Below are 17351 nucleotides of genomic sequence, written 5' to 3'. Positions count from 1 at the left end.
AGACGAACGCGGTCCAGTCCCGTCAGCGGGGCTGGACCGCGTTGTCGTGCTGGATCCTCAGCACTCGATCACGTTGACGGCGAGGCCGCCGCGGGCTGTCTCCTTGTACTTGACCTTCATGTCGCGGCCGGTGTCCCGCATCGTCTTGATCGCCTTGTCCAGGCTCACCTTGTGGCTCCCGTCGCCGTTGACGCCCAGGCGCGCCGCGTTGATCGCCTTCATCGAGGCGATCGCGTTCCGCTCGATGCACGGGATCTGCACCAGGCCGCCGACGGGGTCACAGGTCAGGCCCAGGTTGTGCTCGATGCCGACCTCCGCGGCGTTCTCCACCTGCGCCGGTGTGCCGCCGAGGACCTCGGCGAGCCCGCCGGCCGCCATCGAGCAGGCCGAGCCGACCTCACCCTGGCAGCCGACCTCCGCGCCGGAGATCGAGGCGTTCGTCTTGAACAGTATGCCGACCGCCGCCGCGGTCAGCAGGAACCGTACGACGCCGTCCTCGTCGGCTCTCGGGACGAAGTGGACGTAGTAGTGCAGGACGGCCGGGATGATCCCCGCGGCGCCGTTGGTGGGCGCCGTCACGATGCGCCCGCCGGACGCGTTCTCCTCGTTGACGGCGAGCGCGTAGAGGTTCACCCAGTCGACGACGTGCAGCGGGTCGTCGTACCCCTTGCGTGAGAGCTCCCGGAACAGGCCGGGTGCGCGCCGCGGCACCCGGAGGCCGCCGGGCAGCACGCCCTCGCGGTGGAAGCCGCGTTCGACGCATTCGGCCATGACCGACCACAGGTGCAGCATCCCGGCCCGGATCTCGTCCTCGGTGCGCCAGGCCTGCTCGTTGGCCAGCATGACGTCACTGATCGACAGCTGCTCACGCTCGCAGATCGCCAGCAGCTCGGCGCCGGTGGAGAACGGGAACTTGACCTGGGTGTCGTCGAGTACGACGCGGTCCGCGCCGGTGGCCGCCTCGTCGACGACGAAGCCGCCGCCGACGGAGTAGTACGTCCGGAACTCGAGCTGCACGCCGTCCGCGTCGAAGGCAGCGAACGTCATACCGTTCGGATGGGCCGGCAGGCTCTTGCGCCGGTGCATGACCAGGTCGGTGTCCACGTCGAACCCGACCGGGGTGGTCCCGTTCAGCAGCAGGCTGCCGCCCGCCCGGATCTCGTCGATCCGGGCGTCGGCCCGCTCTGTGTCCGTGGTCGCCGGGTCCTCGCCCTCGAGCCCGAGAACGACGGCCTTCGGCGACCCGTGGCCGTGCCCGGTCGCTCCGAGCGATCCGAACAGCTCGGCCCGGACCCGGCGGACGGCGGCCAGCCGGCCGGAATCGGCCAGCCCGTCCACGAACCGTTTCGCGGCCCGCATCGGCCCGACCGTGTGCGACGAGGACGGGCCGATACCGACGGAGTAGAGATCGAACGCCGAGAGCGCCATCAGGCAGCGAACTCCTGCATGGCGTCGAGCAGCCACATGCTGACGTACGACGTGAACGAAGTCCTCGGCAGGACCCGGAACGTCGTACGGTCGACCTTCCAGAGCAGGACGGGGACGCGCGCGAGGGTCGTCAGGACCGCGGTGTCGTCGGCCAGCACGCGCGGGTGCAGATCGACCGGGCAGCCCTTCTCGAGGACTTCCCGCGCCTGGGGGCCGGAGAGCTCGAGGATCGTGCGGTTCGCCGAGACGTCGACGATGGCCGCGTGCCCGCCGCCCGCGGCGACGCGGAGGCGGGCGGCAACGTCGGCCACCGCCGGCTCCGACACGATCAGCCACTCGTCCGGCCCCAGCCACAGCACCACCTGGTCGCCGCGCCGGGAGACCTCGCCGCAGGTCCCCGGCAGCGCAGACTCCAGGACACACTCGATGCCTCGTGCCGCGGCCGAGTCCGGATCGACGCGCAGGCTTACCATGCTGAAGAACTGCAACTCCTGCAGCGTGCCCGATTCAGCCATCTCGCTTCGTCCCTTCGGGGTCGTAGAGCACGTGCGAGGTCACTTCCACCTCGACGAGCCGGTCGCCGACCGGCGCCACCAGCACCTCTCCGATGCGCTCCCGCCCGCCCTTCACCAAGGCGAGCGCGAACGGCCGTTCGAGGGCCGCACTGTGGTAGCTGGAGGTCACGTGGCCGAGCATCGGCACCGGATCCGAGCCACCGGCGACCTGCTCTCCGGCGGCGATCACCTGGCTTCCTTCGGGCAGCCGGGTGGTGCGGTCGACCGGCAGCAGGCCGACGAGGTGCTTGCGATCGGCGCGCAGGTTCTCGGCCCGCGTGTACGAGCGCCGGCCGACGAAGTCCTTGACCTTCGACACGACCCACTCCATCCCGGCGTCCTGCGGTGTGACCGTGCCGTCGGTGTCCTGGCCGACGATCGGGTAGCCCTTCTCCGCACGCAGGACGTGCATCGTCTCGGTGCCGTACGGCGTGATGCCGAAGTCCTGTCCGGCTGCGTAGACCTCTTCCCAGACCGACCGGCCGTGCCGGCCGGCCACGTTGATCTCGAAGGCCAGCTCGCCGGAGAACGAGATCCGGCAGATCCGCGCCGGAACCCCCGACGCGAGCACCGTCTCGCGGAACGTCATGAACCCGAACGCCTCGTTCGACACGTCCAGCTCGGGAGCCACCCGGGCGACGACGTCGCGGGACCGTGGACCGACGACGGCCACGGTCGACCATTGCTCGGTCACCGACGTGCAGTAGACCTGCAGGTCCGGCCACTCGGTCTGCAGCCACTCCTCGAGCCAGTCGAGGACGCCGGCGGCGCCACCGGTCGTGGTCGTCAGGAAGTACCGGTCGTCGGCGAGCCGCAGCGTCACGCCGTCGTCGAACATCATGCCGTCGGCCGTGCACATCACGCCGTACCGGGCCGAGCCGGTCGGCAGCTTCTTGAACGCGTTGGTGTAGATGCGGTTCAGGAACTCGCCGGCGTCGGGGCCCTGTACCTCGATCTTGCCGAGGGTGGAGGCGTCCATCATGCCGACGCCGGTGCGCGCGGCACGGCCCTCCCGCTCGACCGCGGCCTCGAGGTCCTCCCCCGGCTGCGGGTAGTACCACGGACGCATCCACTGGCCGACGACCTCGAACTCCGCCCCTGCCTCGACGTGCCAGTCGTGGATGGGCGTCGTCCGCCGCGCGTCGAACAGGTCGCCACGCTCCCGGCCGGCGAGTGCCGCGAACGACACCGGCGAGTACGGCGCCCGGTAGGTCGTCGTACCCACGGCGCCGATACCTTCACCGCCGAGGGCGGCCGCGATCACGCCGATCGCGTTGATCCCGGAGGTCTTGCCCTGGTCCTGGCCGGTCCCGATCGACGTGTAGCGCTTCACGTGCTCCACGCTGCGCATCCCCGCGCCGGTGGCCCGCCAGACGTCCGCGACGGTCTGGTCGCGCTGCAGATCCACGAAGTGCTCGTCCCACTCGCCGGGTTCGCCGCCGACCCCGGCGATCAGCCAGAGGTGCCGGGTCTCGCCCGCGCCGGACCGGCGGGGCGACGCGCCGATGGCGAGCGGTTCGACCGCGAACCCCGCTGCCGTCGCGGCTTCGGCGCCCGCGATCGCGCCCTCACGCAGGCAGTCGGCGAGGGTCACGGTGCCGCGGGCGGAGCCTGCGACCCGCTGGTTCTTCACCACGCTGCCGGGCACGAAAGCGGCCAAGGCGTCATCCCAGCGCAGGGTTCCCTGCCGCTGGCTGTGCAGGTGGACCACCGGACTCCAGCCACCGGAGACGGCCAGGAGGTCGGCGTCCAGCGTCTCGGCGAACTCGACCTCGTCGCCTTCGCCCAGCGTTCCCACGTCCACCTTCGCGAGCAGACCGGTGGCCGGGTCGCCCTCGGCGCGTTCGACCGTGCTGCCCGGAACGACACGCACCCCGCTGTCGGCGACCTCAGCCGCGCGGGCGGACAGGCCGTCGCGAGCATCGAGTACGGCGGCAACCTCGACGCCGGCGGAGACGAGGTCCTCGACCGTGTCGTACGCGCTGTCGTTGGTCGTCGCGACAACTGCCTTGCGGCCGGGCGCGACGGCGTACCGGTTGAGGTATGTCCGCACTGCACCCGCCAGCAGCACACCCGGGGTGTCGTTGCCCGCGAAGACCAGCGGCCGCTCGTGGGCGCCGGTCGCCAGAACGACCTGGCCGGCGCGGATGTGCCACACCCGTTGCCGCGGCATCCCAGGGGGCTGCGGGTCCAGGCTGTCTGCCGCCCGGTTCTCGACCGCGAGGACGTAGTTGTCGTCGTACGACCCGAAAGCCGACGTCCGGGTGAGGACAGTGACCTCCGGAGCCGCGGCCAGCGTTGCGGTGGTGGCGGCCAGCCATTCGTCCGCCGGTCGGCCATCGACGAGTTCGGTGCGAGCGGAGAGCAGTGAGCCGCCAGGCTCCGGCTGCTCGTCGAGCAGGATGACCCGTGCGCCGGAACGCGCCGCAGACAGCGCGGCCGCAAGCCCTGACGGGCCACCGCCGACGACCAGGACCTCGGTGTGCACGAACTTCTTGTCGTACGTCGCCATGTCCGGCTCGGGGTCGAGTACGCCGAGGCCCGACAGCGTCATCGCGCTGAAACCGTCGACCAGCTCACGAACCGTCGCCGGCACCATGGGCTCGGAGTGCTCGCCACGCACCTGGAGCAACGCGTTCGGTTCCTCCGGTCCGGCCGCCAGGATGCCGCGCGGGCGCTTGCGGTAGATCGAGTCACCGACTCGCACCCGGCCGTTCGCAAGCAGTGCGGACGCGATGGTGTCGCCGGGATGCCCGGCGTACTCGACGTCGTCGACGGTGAACGTGAGCACCGTGCTCCGGTCGATCCGGCCGCCCGTCGGAAGCCGGTGGGACTGGCTGCTCATCGGCTGCCTCCTGCGGTGAGGTCGGGACGCGGATCTGCAGCGGTGTACACGGCCAGGACCTCGTAGCTGCGGGTGTCGCGGACGACGTTGAACCACCGGCGGCAGCCGACGCTGTGCGACCACCGTTCGGCGAAGGGTCCCTTCGGGTTGGCCCGGAAGAACAGGTACTGCGCCCACTCCTCGTCGGTGAGGGCGCCGGGATCCTCGGGGTACGGGACGTGCGCCTGGCCGCCGTAGTGGAACTCGGTCTCGTCCCGCAGTCCGCACCACGGGCACTTCAGCTGCAGCATCGGAGGTGCTCCTTCTCGGGCTCTCGGGCTCAGTGGGCGACGCCGGCCGCGCCGTGCTCGTCGATCAGCGCGCCGGTCGTGAACCGCTCCAGGCCGAACGGCCGGTTCAGCTCGTGCGGCTCGCCGGTGGCCATCGTGTGTGCCATCGCCCAGCCGGCGGCCGGGGTGGCCTTGAAACCGCCGGTGCCCCAGCCCGCGTTGACGTAGAGGTTGTCCACCGGGGTGGCTCCGATGATCGGCGAGGCGTCCGGGGCGACGTCCACGATGCCGCCCCAGGTCCGCAGCAGGTGGGCGCGGCCGAAGATCGGGAAGAGCTCCAGCGCGGCGGCCATCTGCCGCTCGATCACGTGGAAGGACCCGCGCTGGCCGTAGCCGTTGTAGGCGTCCACCCCCGCACCCATGACGAGCTCGCCCTTGTGCGCCTGGGAGACGTACACGTGGACGTAGTTCGACATCACCACGGTCGGATGGACCGGCTCGTAGAGCTCGGAGACGAGCGCCTGCAACGGGTGCGACTGGACCGGCAGCCGGAAGCCCGCCTTCTCGGCGAGCACGCTGCTGTGACCGGCGGCCACCAGACCGACCTTGCCGGCGTTGATCCGGCCGCGCGTGGTGTCGACGCCGACGACCCGGTTGCCGTCCTTGACGAACCCGGTGACCTCGCAGTTCTGGATGATGTCGACGCCCATCGCGTCGATCGCGCGCGCGAAGGCCCAGGCGACGTGGTCGTGCTTGGCGATCCCGGCCCGCGGCTGGAACGTCGCGCCCAGCACCGGGTAGCGCACATCGGGCGACACGTTGATGATCGAGCAGACCTTCGCGACCTCGTCGGGCTCCAGCCACTCGGCGTCCACCCGGTTCAGCCGGTTCGCCTCCACCCGCCGTACCGAGTCGCGGACGTCCTGCAGGGTGTGCGCGAGGTTGAGCACGCCGCGCTGGCTGAACAGGAAGTCGTAGTCGAGCTCGGCCGGCAGCTGCTCCCACAGCTTGAGTGCGTACTCGTAGATCGCCGCGCTCTCGTCCCACAGGTAGTTGGACCGGATGATCGTGGTGTTGCGGGCCATGTTGCCGCCCGCGAGCCACCCCTTCTCCAGCACCGCGACGTTGGTCATCCCGTGATTGCTCGCCAGGTAGTACGCAGTGGCGAGGCCGTGACCGCCACCGCCGACCACGATGGCGTCGTACGACGACTTGGGATTCGGGTCCCGCCAGAGCCAGGCGGGGTGCTCCGGAAGCGGCTTGGCCATCTCAGTCCTCCTGCGGCGGGTACAGCGGGAACTTGGCCGCGAGCGCCTCGACCCGGCCCCGGAGCTCGGCGACCTGCGCCGGCTCCCCGGACCCGGTCAGCGCGGCGGCGATGATGTCCGCGACCTCCTCGAAGGCCACCCCGTCGAATCCACGGGTCGCCAGCGCCGGCGTGCCGATCCGCAGGCCCGACGAGATCATCGGCGGCCGTGGGTCGAACGGAACCGCGTTGCGGTTGACGGTGATCCCGATCGCGTGCAGCCGGTCTTCTGCCTGCTGACCGTCGAGCTCGCTGTTGCGCAGGTCGACCAGCACCAGGTGTACGTCGGTCCCGCCGGTGAGCACCGAGATGCCGGCCGCGGCGACGTCGGCCGCCGACAGCCGAAGGGCCAGGAGTTGCGCGCCCTCGAGCGTGCGCTGCTGGCGGTCCCGGAACTCGGCCGCAGCCGCCAGCTTGAACGCCACCGCCTTCGCGGCGATCACATGCTCCAGCGGGCCACCCTGCTGGCCGGGAAAGACCGCCGAGTTGATCTTCTTCGCCAGCTCGGCCCTGCTTAGGATCACCCCGCCCCGCGGACCACCGAGCGTCTTGTGCGTCGTGGTGGTCACGACGTCGGCGTACGGCACCGGGTTCGGGTGCAGACCGGTGGCGACCAGGCCGGCGAAGTGCGCCATGTCGACCATCAGATAGGCGCCGACCAGGTCCGCGATCCGGCGGAACCCGGCGAAGTCGAGCTGCCGGGGGTAGGCCGACCAGCCGGCCACGATCAGCTTCGGCCGGTGCTCGACGGCCAGCCGCTCGACCTCGGCCATGTCGATCCGGAAGTCGTCGCCGGAGACCTGGTAGGCCACGACCTTGTAGAGCTTGCCGGAGAAGTTGATCCGCATCCCGTGCGTGAGGTGGCCGCCGTGCGCCAGGTCGAGGCCCAGGATGGTGTCCCCGGGGTCGAGCAGCGCGAACATCGCGGCCGCGTTCGCCTGCGCACCGGAGTGCGGCTGCACGTTCGCCGCCTCCGCGCCGAACAGCGCCTTGACCCGGTCGATCGCGAGCTGCTCGACCACGTCGACGTGCTCGCAGCCACCGTAGTACCGGCGCCCCGGGTAGCCCTCGGCGTACTTGTTCGTCAGCACCGAACCCTGGGCCTGCATGACCGCCCGCGGCGCGAAGTTCTCCGACGCGATCATCTCCAGCGTGGTCTGCTGGCGGACCAGTTCGAGGTCGACCGCGGCAGCGATCTCCGGGTCGAGGTCGGCCAGGCTGCGGTCGAGGACAGTGCCCGCCAACGCGGTGTCGTTCGTCGTCACGATCTTCTTCCTTCGGGTGCGCGGGGTGGCCGTCAGGTGTTCGGGTTGAGCGAGTCGAGGACCCACTGGTGGAACTCGGCGATGTGGTGCTCGCTCGGAACCAGGACGCCGCCGTCGGCGTACATCCGCGAGTCGGTGGCCGCCTGGCAGCGCTCGCACGCGTCGAAGTCCTGCTGGTTCACCCGGTGGAAGAGCTCGACGGACTTGGTCAGGTCTTTGCCTTCAGCAACGACATCGGGCAGGTAGAGCCAGTCGCACTCGACGACCGTGCGGTCGGGGGCGAGCGGGAACATCCGGTGGATGATCACGTGGTCCGGCACCAGGTTGACGAAGACCTGCGGGCGGATCGTGACCGCGTAGTACCGGCGGTCCTGGTCCTCGGAGACCCCCGGGATCCGGTCCAGGCCCTCGGAGCCGTCGACGGTGAAGCCCTTGATCTCGTCGCCGAACAGCGCGCCGTGGCCGACGAAGTACTGCGCGGCGAAGCCGTCGGCGAACTCCGGCAGCACCTCGGTGAGCTCGGGGTGGATGGTCGCGCAGTGGTAGCACTCCATGAAGTTCTCGATGATCAGCTTCCAGTTCGCCTGCACGTCGTACGTGATCCGGCGGCCGAGCTCGAGGTTCTCCACGCCGTAGTGCTCGATCGACTCGACGTCGCCGAGCCGGGTCCGGACCGCGCCGACGACCGCGTCCTCGAACGACGGCGCGTCGGGCGCCAGGCAGACCCACACGTAGCCCAGCCACTCCCGGACGTGGACCTTGCGGAGTCCGTACTCGACCCGGTCGATGTCCGGCATCTTGGTGAGGTTCGGGGCGGCGACCAGCTTGCCGTCGAGGTCGTAGGTCCACGCGTGGTACGGGCACTGGAAGGCGCGCTGCGTCTCCCCGGACTCCTCGGTGCAGAGCTTGGCGCCGCGATGCCGGCAGATGTTGAAGAAGGCGCGCGCCTCGCCGCGCCGCGAGCGGGTGATCAGGATGCTCTCACGGCCGATCTGGACGGTCCGGAAGGCACCCGGCTTCGCGATGTCGCCCGAACGGATCGCGCAGAACCACAGCTGCTCGAAGATCAGCTCCTGCTCGCGGGCAAAGAGCTCGGGGTCCGAGTAGGCGGCGCCCGGCAGCGTCGGCAGAAAGCTCTCCGGGAGGGTCTGGTTCTCGGTGACGGTCATAGGGATGCTCCTTGCAGGCGTGGACAGGGCCCGGGTGAAGGTTCAGCCGCGGAGGCGGGTCATCGACGGGTCGAAGAGCGGCTCGGCCGCGACGACGGCCCGGACCCGGCGATCGAAGTAGCCGATCTCGACCGGGGTCCCGGGGGTGGCGACGTCGGCCGGCAGCCAGGCGTAGGCGATGCCCTTGCCGATCGTGTAGCCGTACGCGGCGCTGGTGACGTAGCCGGCCGCGCGGCCGTCGGCGAACACCGGCTCCTTGCCCACGACAACGTCTGCCGACTCGTCGACGGTCAGGCACGCGAGCGTGCGGGTCTGGTTCTCCTTCCGGCGCAGCAGTGCGTCCCGGCCGACGAAGTCACCCTTGTCGAGCTTCACTGCGAAGCCGACGCCGGCCTCGTACGGGTCGTGCTCGAAGGTCATGTCGGCGCCGAACGAGCGGTAGCCCTTCTCCAGCCGGAGGCTGTTGAACGCACCGCGACCGGCGGCGATGATGCCGTGGTCCTGACCGGCCGCCCAGATGGTGTCCCAGAGGCGCAGACCGAGGTCGGCTGTGGTGTAGAGCTCCCAGCCAAGCTCGCCGACGTAGGACAGGCGCATCGCGGTGACCGGGACGTTGCCGATGCTGAACCGGGCGGCCCGGAAGTACTTCAGGCCGTCGTTGGTCAGGTCCGCGTCCGTGAGCCCGCTGAGGACCTCGCGGGCCTTCGGGCCCCACAGGCCGATGCAGCACGTGCCCGGCGTGATGTCCGTGACCACGACCGACCCGTCCGCGGGCAGGAAGCGGTTGAACCAGTCGGTGTCGAGCGCGCCGTTGACGCCGGCCTGGTAGTGGTTCGGACCGAGGCGGGCGATGGTTACGTCGCTGCGGATCCCGCCGTCGACGTCGAGCAGCAGCGTGTAGATCACCGAACCGACCGTCCGGTCGACGTTTCCGGTCGTCAGGCGCTGCAGGAAAGCCGTCGCCCCCGGGCCGGTGACCGTGAGGCGCTTGAGCGCGGTCATGTCGTACATCGCGACGCCTTCGCGCGTCGCCTGCGCCTCGGCGCCGACGATCGGCGACCAGTACTTCGCGGCCCAGTCGTTCGGCTGCGGGACCTGGTAGCGGTCGAGGAGGCCCTTGTTCGCCTCGTACCACTGCGGGCGCTCCCAGCCGTTGGCCGGCAGGAAGAAGGCGCCGAGCTCCTGCTGCCGCGCGTAGTACGGCGAGGTGCGGAGCTCCCGCGGCGAGTCCATCGGCTGGAGGGGGTGGAGGATGTCGTAGACCTCGACGAAGTTCTGGCAGTCGCGCTCGAGGATGTACTCGGGCACGAGCTGGTAGTCCTCGAAGCGGTTCAGGTCGCACTCGTGCAGGTCGAAGCTCTCGCTGTGGCCGTTGGCCAGCCACTCGGCCACGGCGCGGCCGACGCCGGCCGAGTGCGTCACCCACACGGCCTCCGCGACCCAGAAGCCGGAGACCTCCGGCGACTCACCGAGCAACGGCATGCCGTCGGGCGTGAACGAGAAGACTCCGTTGATCCCTTCCTCGACCTTCGCGTCGAGGGTCGCGGGAAGCAGCGCCTGGGTCTCGTCCCAGGCCGGGGCGAAGTCGTCGGGGGTGAACTCGAGCACGGACGGCATCACCTCGGCGTACTCGACCGGCAGCAGGTCGTTCGCGTCGATCGGCATCGGCCGGTGGCCGTAGTAGCCGATGCCGAGCTGGTCGTACCGGTCGCGGTAGTAGAGGTCCGCGTCCTGGTGGCGAAGGATCGGGCGGACCGCCTCCTCGGTCTGGCCGGCCAGCGCCGGAATCGGCCCGGTCCAGGCGAGTTGGTGCGCCAGTGGGGTCAGCGGCAGGTTCATGCCGACCAGGGCCGCGACCTTCGGTCCCCAGATGCCCGCGCAACACACGACGACGTCGGCCGGGATCTCGCCGTGGTCGGTGACGACTCCCACGACCTTGCCGTCGACGACCGAGATGTCGGTGACCTCGTGCCGCGGCAGGAACTTCACTCCGCGGCTCTTCGCGCGGTCGATCTGGGCCTCGACCGCCCACAGCGCCTTGGCCAGGCCGTCGGTCGGGCAGTGCAGGCCGCCGAGCACCCGGTCACGGTCGACGAGCGGGTGCAGCTCGACGCAGCGATCCGCGTCGACGACCTCCGCTTCGACACCCCAAGACGTCAGCCAGCCGTGCCGGCGGTGGATCTCCGCCAACCGCTCCGGCGTCGTCGCGACCTCGAGGCCGCCGACCTGCAGGAAGCACGACTGGCCCTCGTGCTCCAGCCCGACGAACTTCTCGACGGTGTAGCGCGCGAGGTCGGTCAGCACCTTGGACCCGCTCGCCTGGAACACCAGACCAGGCGCGTGGGAGGTGGAGCCGCCGGTGGCCGGCAGGTCGCCCTGGTCGAGGACGACGATGTCGGTCCAGCCGAGGGCGGACAGCTCGTCCGCGAGCGCCGCGCCCACGACTCCGGCACCGATGACGACAGTTCGACGTCCCACCATCCTGAGGCCTCCCTGTTGCGTATCCTGCACTGCATTGCGACACAAGCAACAATGCAGTCGGGACAGCAATGCCGTCAAGACCTCCGAACGCCTTGATTCACAGGACAACCGTTGGGAGCGTTCGACTAGGGTCGACGGCGTGAGCGTGCCGGAGGGGAATCCGCGGTCGGACAGTGAGATCGAGCGGGTGCTGGTGGTGGTCGCGCACCCGGACGACATCGACTTCGGGGGCGCCGGGACGGTCGCGGGCTGGACCAAGGCCGGGATCGAGGTGCACTACTGCGTCGTCACCGACGGTCAGGCGGGCGGGTTCGAGCCGGACCGGGACCGGGCCGAGATTCCCGCCGTACGACGGGCCGAGCAGACGACCGCCGCCGAGCACGTCGGCGTCCGCGACCTGCACTTCCTCGGGTACGTCGACGGCCAGGTCGAGGCGAGCCCGGAGCTGGTCCGCGACCTCACCCGGCTGATCCGGCAGGTCCGGCCGCAGCGGCTGCTCACCCAGTCACCCGAGCGCTGGTGGGCACGCCTGCCGGTGTCGCATCCCGACCACCTCGCCACCGCCGAGGCGACCGTCCGCGCGTTCTACCCCGCGGCCGGCAACCCCTACGCGTACGACGACCTGCCCGAGGAGGCCTGGGACGTCGGCGAGCTGTGGATGATGGAGCACCCCGAACGCAACCACTGGGTCGACATCACCGACACCATCGACCAGAAGATCGCCGCCCTGCTGTCGCACGCCAGCCAGCACCGCGATCCCGAGACCCTCGCCACCAACATGCGACGCTGGGCCCAGGACAACGCCCGCGACGCCGGCCTCCCGGCGAACCACTACGCCGAGGCCTTCACGGTGATCCGAATCGGCTAATCGGTTTGCGATTCGTGGTGCGAGCGGCGAGGGTGCGGCCATGACGATTGCGCATTGGGTGGTTGGGGAGGGTCCGGCACTGCTGCTGGTGCACGCCGGGGTGGCTGATGCACGGATGTGGGCTCGGCAGGTCGAAGAGCTGAGCCAGGACCACCGGGTGATCACTCTGGACCTCCGCGGGTACGGCGAGACTCCGCTCGAGCCCGGGGCGCAGTACTCCGACGCCGGCGACCTGCTCGCGGTCCTCGACGAGCTCGGCGTCGACACGGTCGAGGCCGTCGGGGCGTCGTACGGCGGCTATGTCGTGCAGCAGGCGGCCAGCCGGCACCCGGAGCGGTTCAGCCGGCTGGTGCTGCTCTGCGCGCCGGCCGACGAGGTGGAGCCGACCGACGATCTCCGGGCCGTCTGGGCAGAGGAGAACCGACTGCTGGACGCCGGGGACATCGACGGTGCGACCGAACTGACGGTGCGGAGCTTCATCGGCCCGGAGGCTTCTGACGACGCGCGCGCACTGCTCTGGTCGATGCAGAAGCGGGCGTACGAGCTTCAGTCCGCGGCCGGGGATGGTGGCAGCGAGGAGTGGCCGGTCGAGCCGGAGAAGATCAGCGCGCCCGTGAGGTTGGTCACGGGCGCCCATGACTTCGCCTGGTTCGGCAACTGCGCGGCCTACCTGGCCGAGCGGCTGCCGAACGCCGAGCTCGTCGAGCTGCCCTGGGCCGGCCACCTGCCGACCCTCGAACGACCCGCCGAGGCGCTGGGACTAATCCGCTAGCGCGCCCATCGGGTCCCACGCCGGCAGCACGATCGGCGCCTCGTCGAGCCGGGCCTGGAGCTCGGCCGGCAGGGCGGACCGTCGTACGGCGATCTCGAAGACGTGCTCGCCGAACCACGAGTCGTTCATGGTCCAGAAGCCGCTGTCCGCCTTCTCGTCACCCCAGCTGTTCTCCACCCGCCAGCGCCGCGGCTTGCCGTCCACCACGTCGACCCCGGTGAACAGCATCGCGTGCGTCATCAGCGTCTCGTGATGCAGCAGGCGGTCGGCCTTGTCCAGGGTGAACGCGGTGTCGTAGACCGAGCCGTAGTCGTACAGCTTGGCGTCCCAGTAGCCGAGGTCGGCGTTCATCTGCTTGCCGACGTCACAGCCGAACCAGACCGGCTCGCCGCCGACGATCGCGTCCTGGGTGAGCTGCTTCATCAGCTCGATGTCGACGTTCAGGTACACCACCGGCGGCGCGTCGATGACGTTGCCGAGGTAGTCGACGGTGAAGGTCTTGCCGACCGGGCTGGACGCGCGCGGGTCGTGCACCAGGCAGACGTAGTCGTCGACCGGCAGCTGCACGTACGCCGCGGCGAACTCGGTCGGCGTGGTCCAGCCGTCGCGGTGGAAGCCCTTGTCGCTGTCCTTCCACTGCCACAGGAACTTCTGCGGCGGCGTGCCGAGGTGGATGCTCAGCACCCGGTGCACGGCGGCCAGGATCTCCTGCTTGCGGTCGCGCTGCGCCTCGACGCCGTCCAGCGCGCGCAGGTCGCGGGCGCCCTGCCGGAGCAGCTTGCGCAGGGTGTCGTTCAGCTGGGAGGTCGACGACGAGCTCTCGGTCTCCGGCATCGCCGACTTCGGCACCAGGCCGTGCTTGCGGACCAGCGCGACGAACATGTTCCATTGGCCGCCGTCACCGATCGGGTCGGACAACAGGTGCGCCACGGTCCGGTCGTCGACGTCCCGGCCGGCGGTCTCGATGATCGCCTCCAGGAAGAAGTTCGAGCGCTCGATCTTGTCCCAGAACAGCAGGTAGTTCTGGGAGAACTCGAAGTCCTTCACGCCGAGCTTGCCGGCCGCGCCGACACGGAGCAGGTTCAGCCCGGCGAACAGCCAGCAGCGGCCGCTCTTCTTCTGGTTCGTCACCTTCCAGTCGTCCAGCAGGTGCGACACGGAGTGGTCGATCGAGGTGACGACCTGGCGGTCGAGGGCGATGGTGTTCACCGGCGTCTGCGTGACGGCGTTCTGCATCACCCGGTACTGCGGGTTCGACACGAACTCCTTCTCGAAGAGCGCGAGCTGTTCGGTTGTGAGATTCCGCTCCATAGCACTCGACGGTATAACAGCCGCCAAGCCCGCACCGCCTTCGCCGGGGTGGCGAAACAGTGCCCTGTCCACAAGGCGACACAGCCGCTATCCTAATTGAAAACGACATTCAACAAGGATGGAGTCCGAGATGCCCCGACGCCCGGCGCCGACCGGTAAGCGCAAACCCAAGCAGAACCCGCTCGACCGCGACGGCATCACCTACATCGACTACAAGGACATCGCGCTGCTGCGCAAGTTCATCTCCGACCGCGGCAAGATCCGGTCCCGGCGGGTCACCGGCCTGAGCGTCCAGCAGCAGAAGCAGGTCGCCCGGGCGATCAAGAACGCCCGCGAGATGGCGCTGCTGCCCTACACCTCGTCCAGCCGGTAGGTCAGTGCCAGAAGACCGCGATCCCCGCGTTCAGCAGGGTCAGACCGCCGAGGGCGAGGAAGGTGCCGCGGCTGATCGCCGGCCGCTTGCGGTAGGCGAGCACCAGCCCGGTGACGACCAGGACGACGACCAGCTTGACCGCGATCTTGGTGTTGTCGACGGTGAAGTCGTCGTCCTTCACCCCGGACGCCAGCCCGACCAGCAGCACGCCGGTGACCAGTTGGGTCAGCGCGCCGTGCAGCATGGCCGCGTTGACCACCGGTGCCTTCGACTTCAGCTGGGTGAAGAACCCGCCGAACAGGGCCGCGAAGCCGACCAGGTGCAGCAGGGTCAGCACGTCGTGCAGGAAGTCCATGCGCGCAACCCTAGTGCCACAGCGCTACCGGGCTCCCCGTGTGCTCAGACCAGGCGGCGGTCGGTCGCCCAGCGGGTCAGCTCGTGCCGGTTGGAGAGCTGGAGCTTGCGCAGTACGGACGAGACGTGGGTCTCCACGGTCTTCACGGAGATGAAGAGCTCGCGGGCGACCTCCTTGTAGGCGTAGCCGCGGGCGATCAGGCGCAGCACCTCGCGCTCACGCTGCGACAGCCGGTCCAGGTCCTCGTCCACCGAGGCGATGTCGATCGCACCCGAGAAGGCGTCCAGCACGAACCCGGCCAGCCGCGGCGAGAACACCGCGTCGCCGTCCGCGACCCGGCCGATCGCGTCGACCAGCTCGGCGCCGCTGATGTTCTTGGTGACGTACCCGCGGGCGCCGGCCCGGATCACGCCGATCACGTCCTCGGCGGCGTCCGACACCGACAGCGCCAGGAACTTCACGTCCGGGTGCCGCTGGTGCACCTGCTTCATCACCTCGGTGCCACCGCCGCCGGGCAGGTGGACGTCGAGCAGCACGACGTCCGGCTCCGTCTCGACGATCGCCTTCACCGCGCTGTCGACGTCGGCGCCCTCGCCGACGATCTCGACCGCGGCGCCGATCTCGCTGCGCACCCCGGCCCGGAACATGTCGTGGTCGTCGACGACGACAACGCGCCTCTGGCTCATCTGTCCATCTCCAGTCGCACTTCGGTCCCTGTCTCCGGATCGGACCGCACCGTCGCGCGGCCGCCGTGCCGTTCCATTCTGCCCAACACACTGTGCCGCAGGCCGAGCCGGTCCTCCGGCACGCCGTCGACGTCGAATCCCTTGCCCCGGTCCCGGACGAAGATCTCCGCCCGGTCGCCGTCCACCTCGACGAACACGTCGATCTTGTCCGCACCGGAGTGCTTGGCCGCGTTCACCATCGACTCGCGCGCGGCCCGGACCATCGAGGACAGCGGCTCGCTCAGCTCGCAGTCCCCGACCGTCACCACCTCGATCGGCACCCCGTGCGAGTCCTCGACCTCGGCCGCGGCCCGCTTGGCGGCGCCGGACAGGGTCTGGTCGGTCTTGTCGTCCTCGTCGTACAGCCAGGTCCGCAGCTCGCGCTCCTGCGACCGGGCCAGCCGGGCGACGGCCCGCGGGTCGTTCGCCTGCTTCTGGATCAGGGCCAGTGTCTGCAGCACCGAGTCGTGCAGGTGCGCGGCCATGTCCGCGCGCTCCTGCGACCGGATGCGCTCCGCACGCTCCGTGTTCAGGTCTCGGGTCAACCGGTGCACCCACGGGCCGGCGATCACGCCGATTCCGACGACGGCGAGCAGCAGCGCGACCAGTACGTCGCCGACCATCGAGAGCCGGCCGTTCTGGACCAGGAAGACGGTGACCGCGGTCCCGATCAGGATCAGGCCGACGGCGATCCGTACCAGCGACTTCCAGCCGCCCTTGCCGAGCACCAAGCCCAGGATCGGAACCCGGACCGAGTTGGCCCACTCGTTCTTCTGGCTCTCGTCCGCCTGCCGCCAGATCAGCGCCAGACCAGTGCCGGCGAACACCAGCGGCCAGAACATCTTCCCGGCGATCCCGAGCCCGGCGACCTGCAGCAGGAGCAGCACGCCGATGCCGACGACCACCAGGGCGGTCACCTGGCCGCGGCTCTTCTCCTTCTTGCGCTCCTTGGCCTCGGTCACCGGCTGCGGCGGCTGGTCCGTGCGGAGGCCACCCCGGGTGTGCGCCGCCAGCCCAGGCGCGGCCGGCATCGCGGGAGTGCCCAGCGGCATCAGGAACCAGAGCGCCGCATAGATCAGTACGCCGAACCCGCCGAAGACGGTGGCCGCGATCAGGATCAGCCGGACGACCGTGTCGGACACCCCGAGGTGGTCCGCGACACCGCCCGCGACCCCGGCGACCACACGGCCCTCCGTACGGCGGTACGCGCGACGGACCGGTGGTTGCTCGTTCGGCTGGCCTTGCGGAGCGCCGTACGGTGGCTGCTGAGGTCCGAACGGCGGTGCCTGCTGGCCGGCGTACGGAGCGTAGGGGCCTTGGTACTGCCTCGGGCCCTGCGGTCCCCAGCCCTTGTACTGCCACTGACCGGCGCCCTGGTCGCCACGGCCATGCGGTGGCCCGGGAGGGGTCCCCGGCGTGGGGGACCCGCCCGTGGGCGCGGCGCTGGCTGGCTGACTCATCCCCACGATCGTCACACGTGGACCGGGCCGACACCAGCAGGCTTGTCCCTAGCCGTCTCCTCAGCGCCCGCCGGGCGGGCTCAGGGTCGTACCGGGGAGAACCCCGAGCCGCGGGTCCCCCGGCGCGCGACCCCGGGGTCGCCAGAGGGGGATCCCCGATGTTGTCCGCG

The 17351-nt window shown here is 70.1% G+C and carries 15 protein-coding genes; 3 read left to right on the top strand and 12 right to left on the bottom strand.

From position 1 onward, the window contains the following. Positions 1-57: 57 nt before the first annotated feature. The 8 genes from ACIBGM_RS17400 to ACIBGM_RS17365 are packed head-to-tail and all read right to left on the bottom strand — an operon-like array spanning position 58 to position 11317. Positions 58-1428, bottom strand: coding sequence for an L-serine ammonia-lyase (locus ACIBGM_RS17400; RefSeq protein ID WP_396386153.1), 1371 nt, complete (start codon positions 1426-1428; stop codon positions 58-60). Continuing rightward, a complete protein-coding gene (locus ACIBGM_RS17395; protein ID WP_396386152.1) occupies positions 1428-1943 on the bottom strand; it encodes a sarcosine oxidase subunit gamma in 516 nt (171 codons plus the stop codon). The genes ACIBGM_RS17400 and ACIBGM_RS17395 overlap by 1 nt, the downstream gene beginning before the upstream one ends. Further along, positions 1936-4827: a 2Fe-2S iron-sulfur cluster-binding protein gene (locus ACIBGM_RS17390; protein WP_396386151.1), complete on the bottom strand. Its 2892-nt coding sequence runs from the start codon at positions 4825-4827 to the stop codon at positions 1936-1938. Before ACIBGM_RS17390 ends, ACIBGM_RS17395 begins: the two co-directional genes overlap by 8 nt. Next, entirely contained in the window at positions 4824-5117 is a 294-nt protein-coding gene (locus ACIBGM_RS17385; protein WP_360538236.1) for a sarcosine oxidase subunit delta, read from the bottom strand. The genes ACIBGM_RS17390 and ACIBGM_RS17385 overlap by 4 nt, the downstream gene beginning before the upstream one ends. A 29-nt stretch (positions 5118-5146) precedes the next feature. Next, the gene (locus ACIBGM_RS17380; RefSeq protein WP_396386150.1) at positions 5147-6364 is read right to left on the bottom strand and encodes a sarcosine oxidase subunit beta family protein; all 1218 of its coding nucleotides are present in this window, start codon (positions 6362-6364) and stop codon (positions 5147-5149) included. A gap of 1 nt (position 6365) precedes the next feature. After that, the gene (gene glyA / locus ACIBGM_RS17375) at positions 6366-7667 is read right to left on the bottom strand and encodes a serine hydroxymethyltransferase (RefSeq protein WP_396386149.1); all 1302 of its coding nucleotides are present in this window, start codon (positions 7665-7667) and stop codon (positions 6366-6368) included. 32 nt (positions 7668-7699) lie between these two features. After that, positions 7700-8836, bottom strand: a complete 1137-nt coding sequence (locus ACIBGM_RS17370) for an aromatic ring-hydroxylating dioxygenase subunit alpha (RefSeq protein WP_360533266.1) — start codon at positions 8834-8836, stop codon at positions 7700-7702. Positions 8837-8878: 42 nt separating this feature from the next. After that, on the bottom strand, positions 8879-11317 hold the full coding sequence (locus ACIBGM_RS17365) for an FAD-dependent oxidoreductase (RefSeq protein ID WP_396386148.1): 2439 nt from the start codon (positions 11315-11317) through the stop codon (positions 8879-8881). Positions 11318-11456: 139 nt separating this feature from the next. Here ACIBGM_RS17365 and ACIBGM_RS17360 point away from each other — a divergent pair, with 139 nt between their 5' ends. Together ACIBGM_RS17360 and ACIBGM_RS17355 are read left to right on the top strand one after the other, a co-directional pair. After that, on the top strand, positions 11457-12185 hold the full coding sequence (locus ACIBGM_RS17360; RefSeq protein ID WP_360533272.1) for a PIG-L deacetylase family protein: 729 nt from the start codon (positions 11457-11459) through the stop codon (positions 12183-12185). A 40-nt stretch (positions 12186-12225) separates the two neighbouring features. Continuing rightward, a complete protein-coding gene (locus ACIBGM_RS17355; RefSeq protein ID WP_360533275.1) occupies positions 12226-12957 on the top strand; it encodes an alpha/beta hydrolase in 732 nt (243 codons plus the stop codon). Here ACIBGM_RS17355 and ACIBGM_RS17350 read toward each other — a convergent pair. Further along, positions 12946-14268 carry a C1 family peptidase gene (locus tag ACIBGM_RS17350; protein ID WP_360533278.1) on the bottom strand — a complete coding sequence of 441 codons (1323 nt, stop codon included), beginning with the start codon at positions 14266-14268 and terminating at the stop codon, positions 12946-12948. The two genes, ACIBGM_RS17355 and ACIBGM_RS17350, sit on opposite strands and share 12 nt — an antisense overlap. Before the next feature lie 130 nt (positions 14269-14398). Between ACIBGM_RS17350 and rpsR the strand changes: the two genes are divergently transcribed. Continuing rightward, the gene (gene rpsR, locus ACIBGM_RS17345) at positions 14399-14641 is read left to right on the top strand and encodes a 30S ribosomal protein S18 (RefSeq protein WP_360533281.1); all 243 of its coding nucleotides are present in this window, start codon (positions 14399-14401) and stop codon (positions 14639-14641) included. A 1-nt stretch (position 14642) separates the two neighbouring features. Here rpsR and ACIBGM_RS17340 read toward each other — a convergent pair whose 3' ends face one another. From ACIBGM_RS17340 to ACIBGM_RS17330, 3 genes are read right to left on the bottom strand one after another with little or no spacing between them, the layout of a single operon-like run. Continuing rightward, on the bottom strand, positions 14643-14996 hold the full coding sequence (locus ACIBGM_RS17340; protein ID WP_396386147.1) for a hypothetical protein: 354 nt from the start codon (positions 14994-14996) through the stop codon (positions 14643-14645). A gap of 44 nt (positions 14997-15040) precedes the next feature. Then, entirely contained in the window at positions 15041-15682 is a 642-nt protein-coding gene (locus ACIBGM_RS17335) for a response regulator transcription factor (RefSeq protein WP_360533287.1), read from the bottom strand. After that, positions 15679-17181 (bottom strand): PspC domain-containing protein, encoded by a 1503-nt coding sequence (locus ACIBGM_RS17330; protein ID WP_360533290.1) that lies wholly within the window; start codon positions 17179-17181, stop codon positions 15679-15681. Before ACIBGM_RS17330 ends, ACIBGM_RS17335 begins: the two co-directional genes overlap by 4 nt. Positions 17182-17351: the final 170 nt, after the last annotated feature.

The sequence above is a fragment of the Kribbella sp. NPDC050470 genome (genome assembly GCF_044458365.1).
Taxonomy (GTDB): domain Bacteria; phylum Actinomycetota; class Actinomycetes; order Propionibacteriales; family Kribbellaceae; genus Kribbella.
This window is presented reverse-complemented; position numbering and strand designations above follow the sequence as displayed.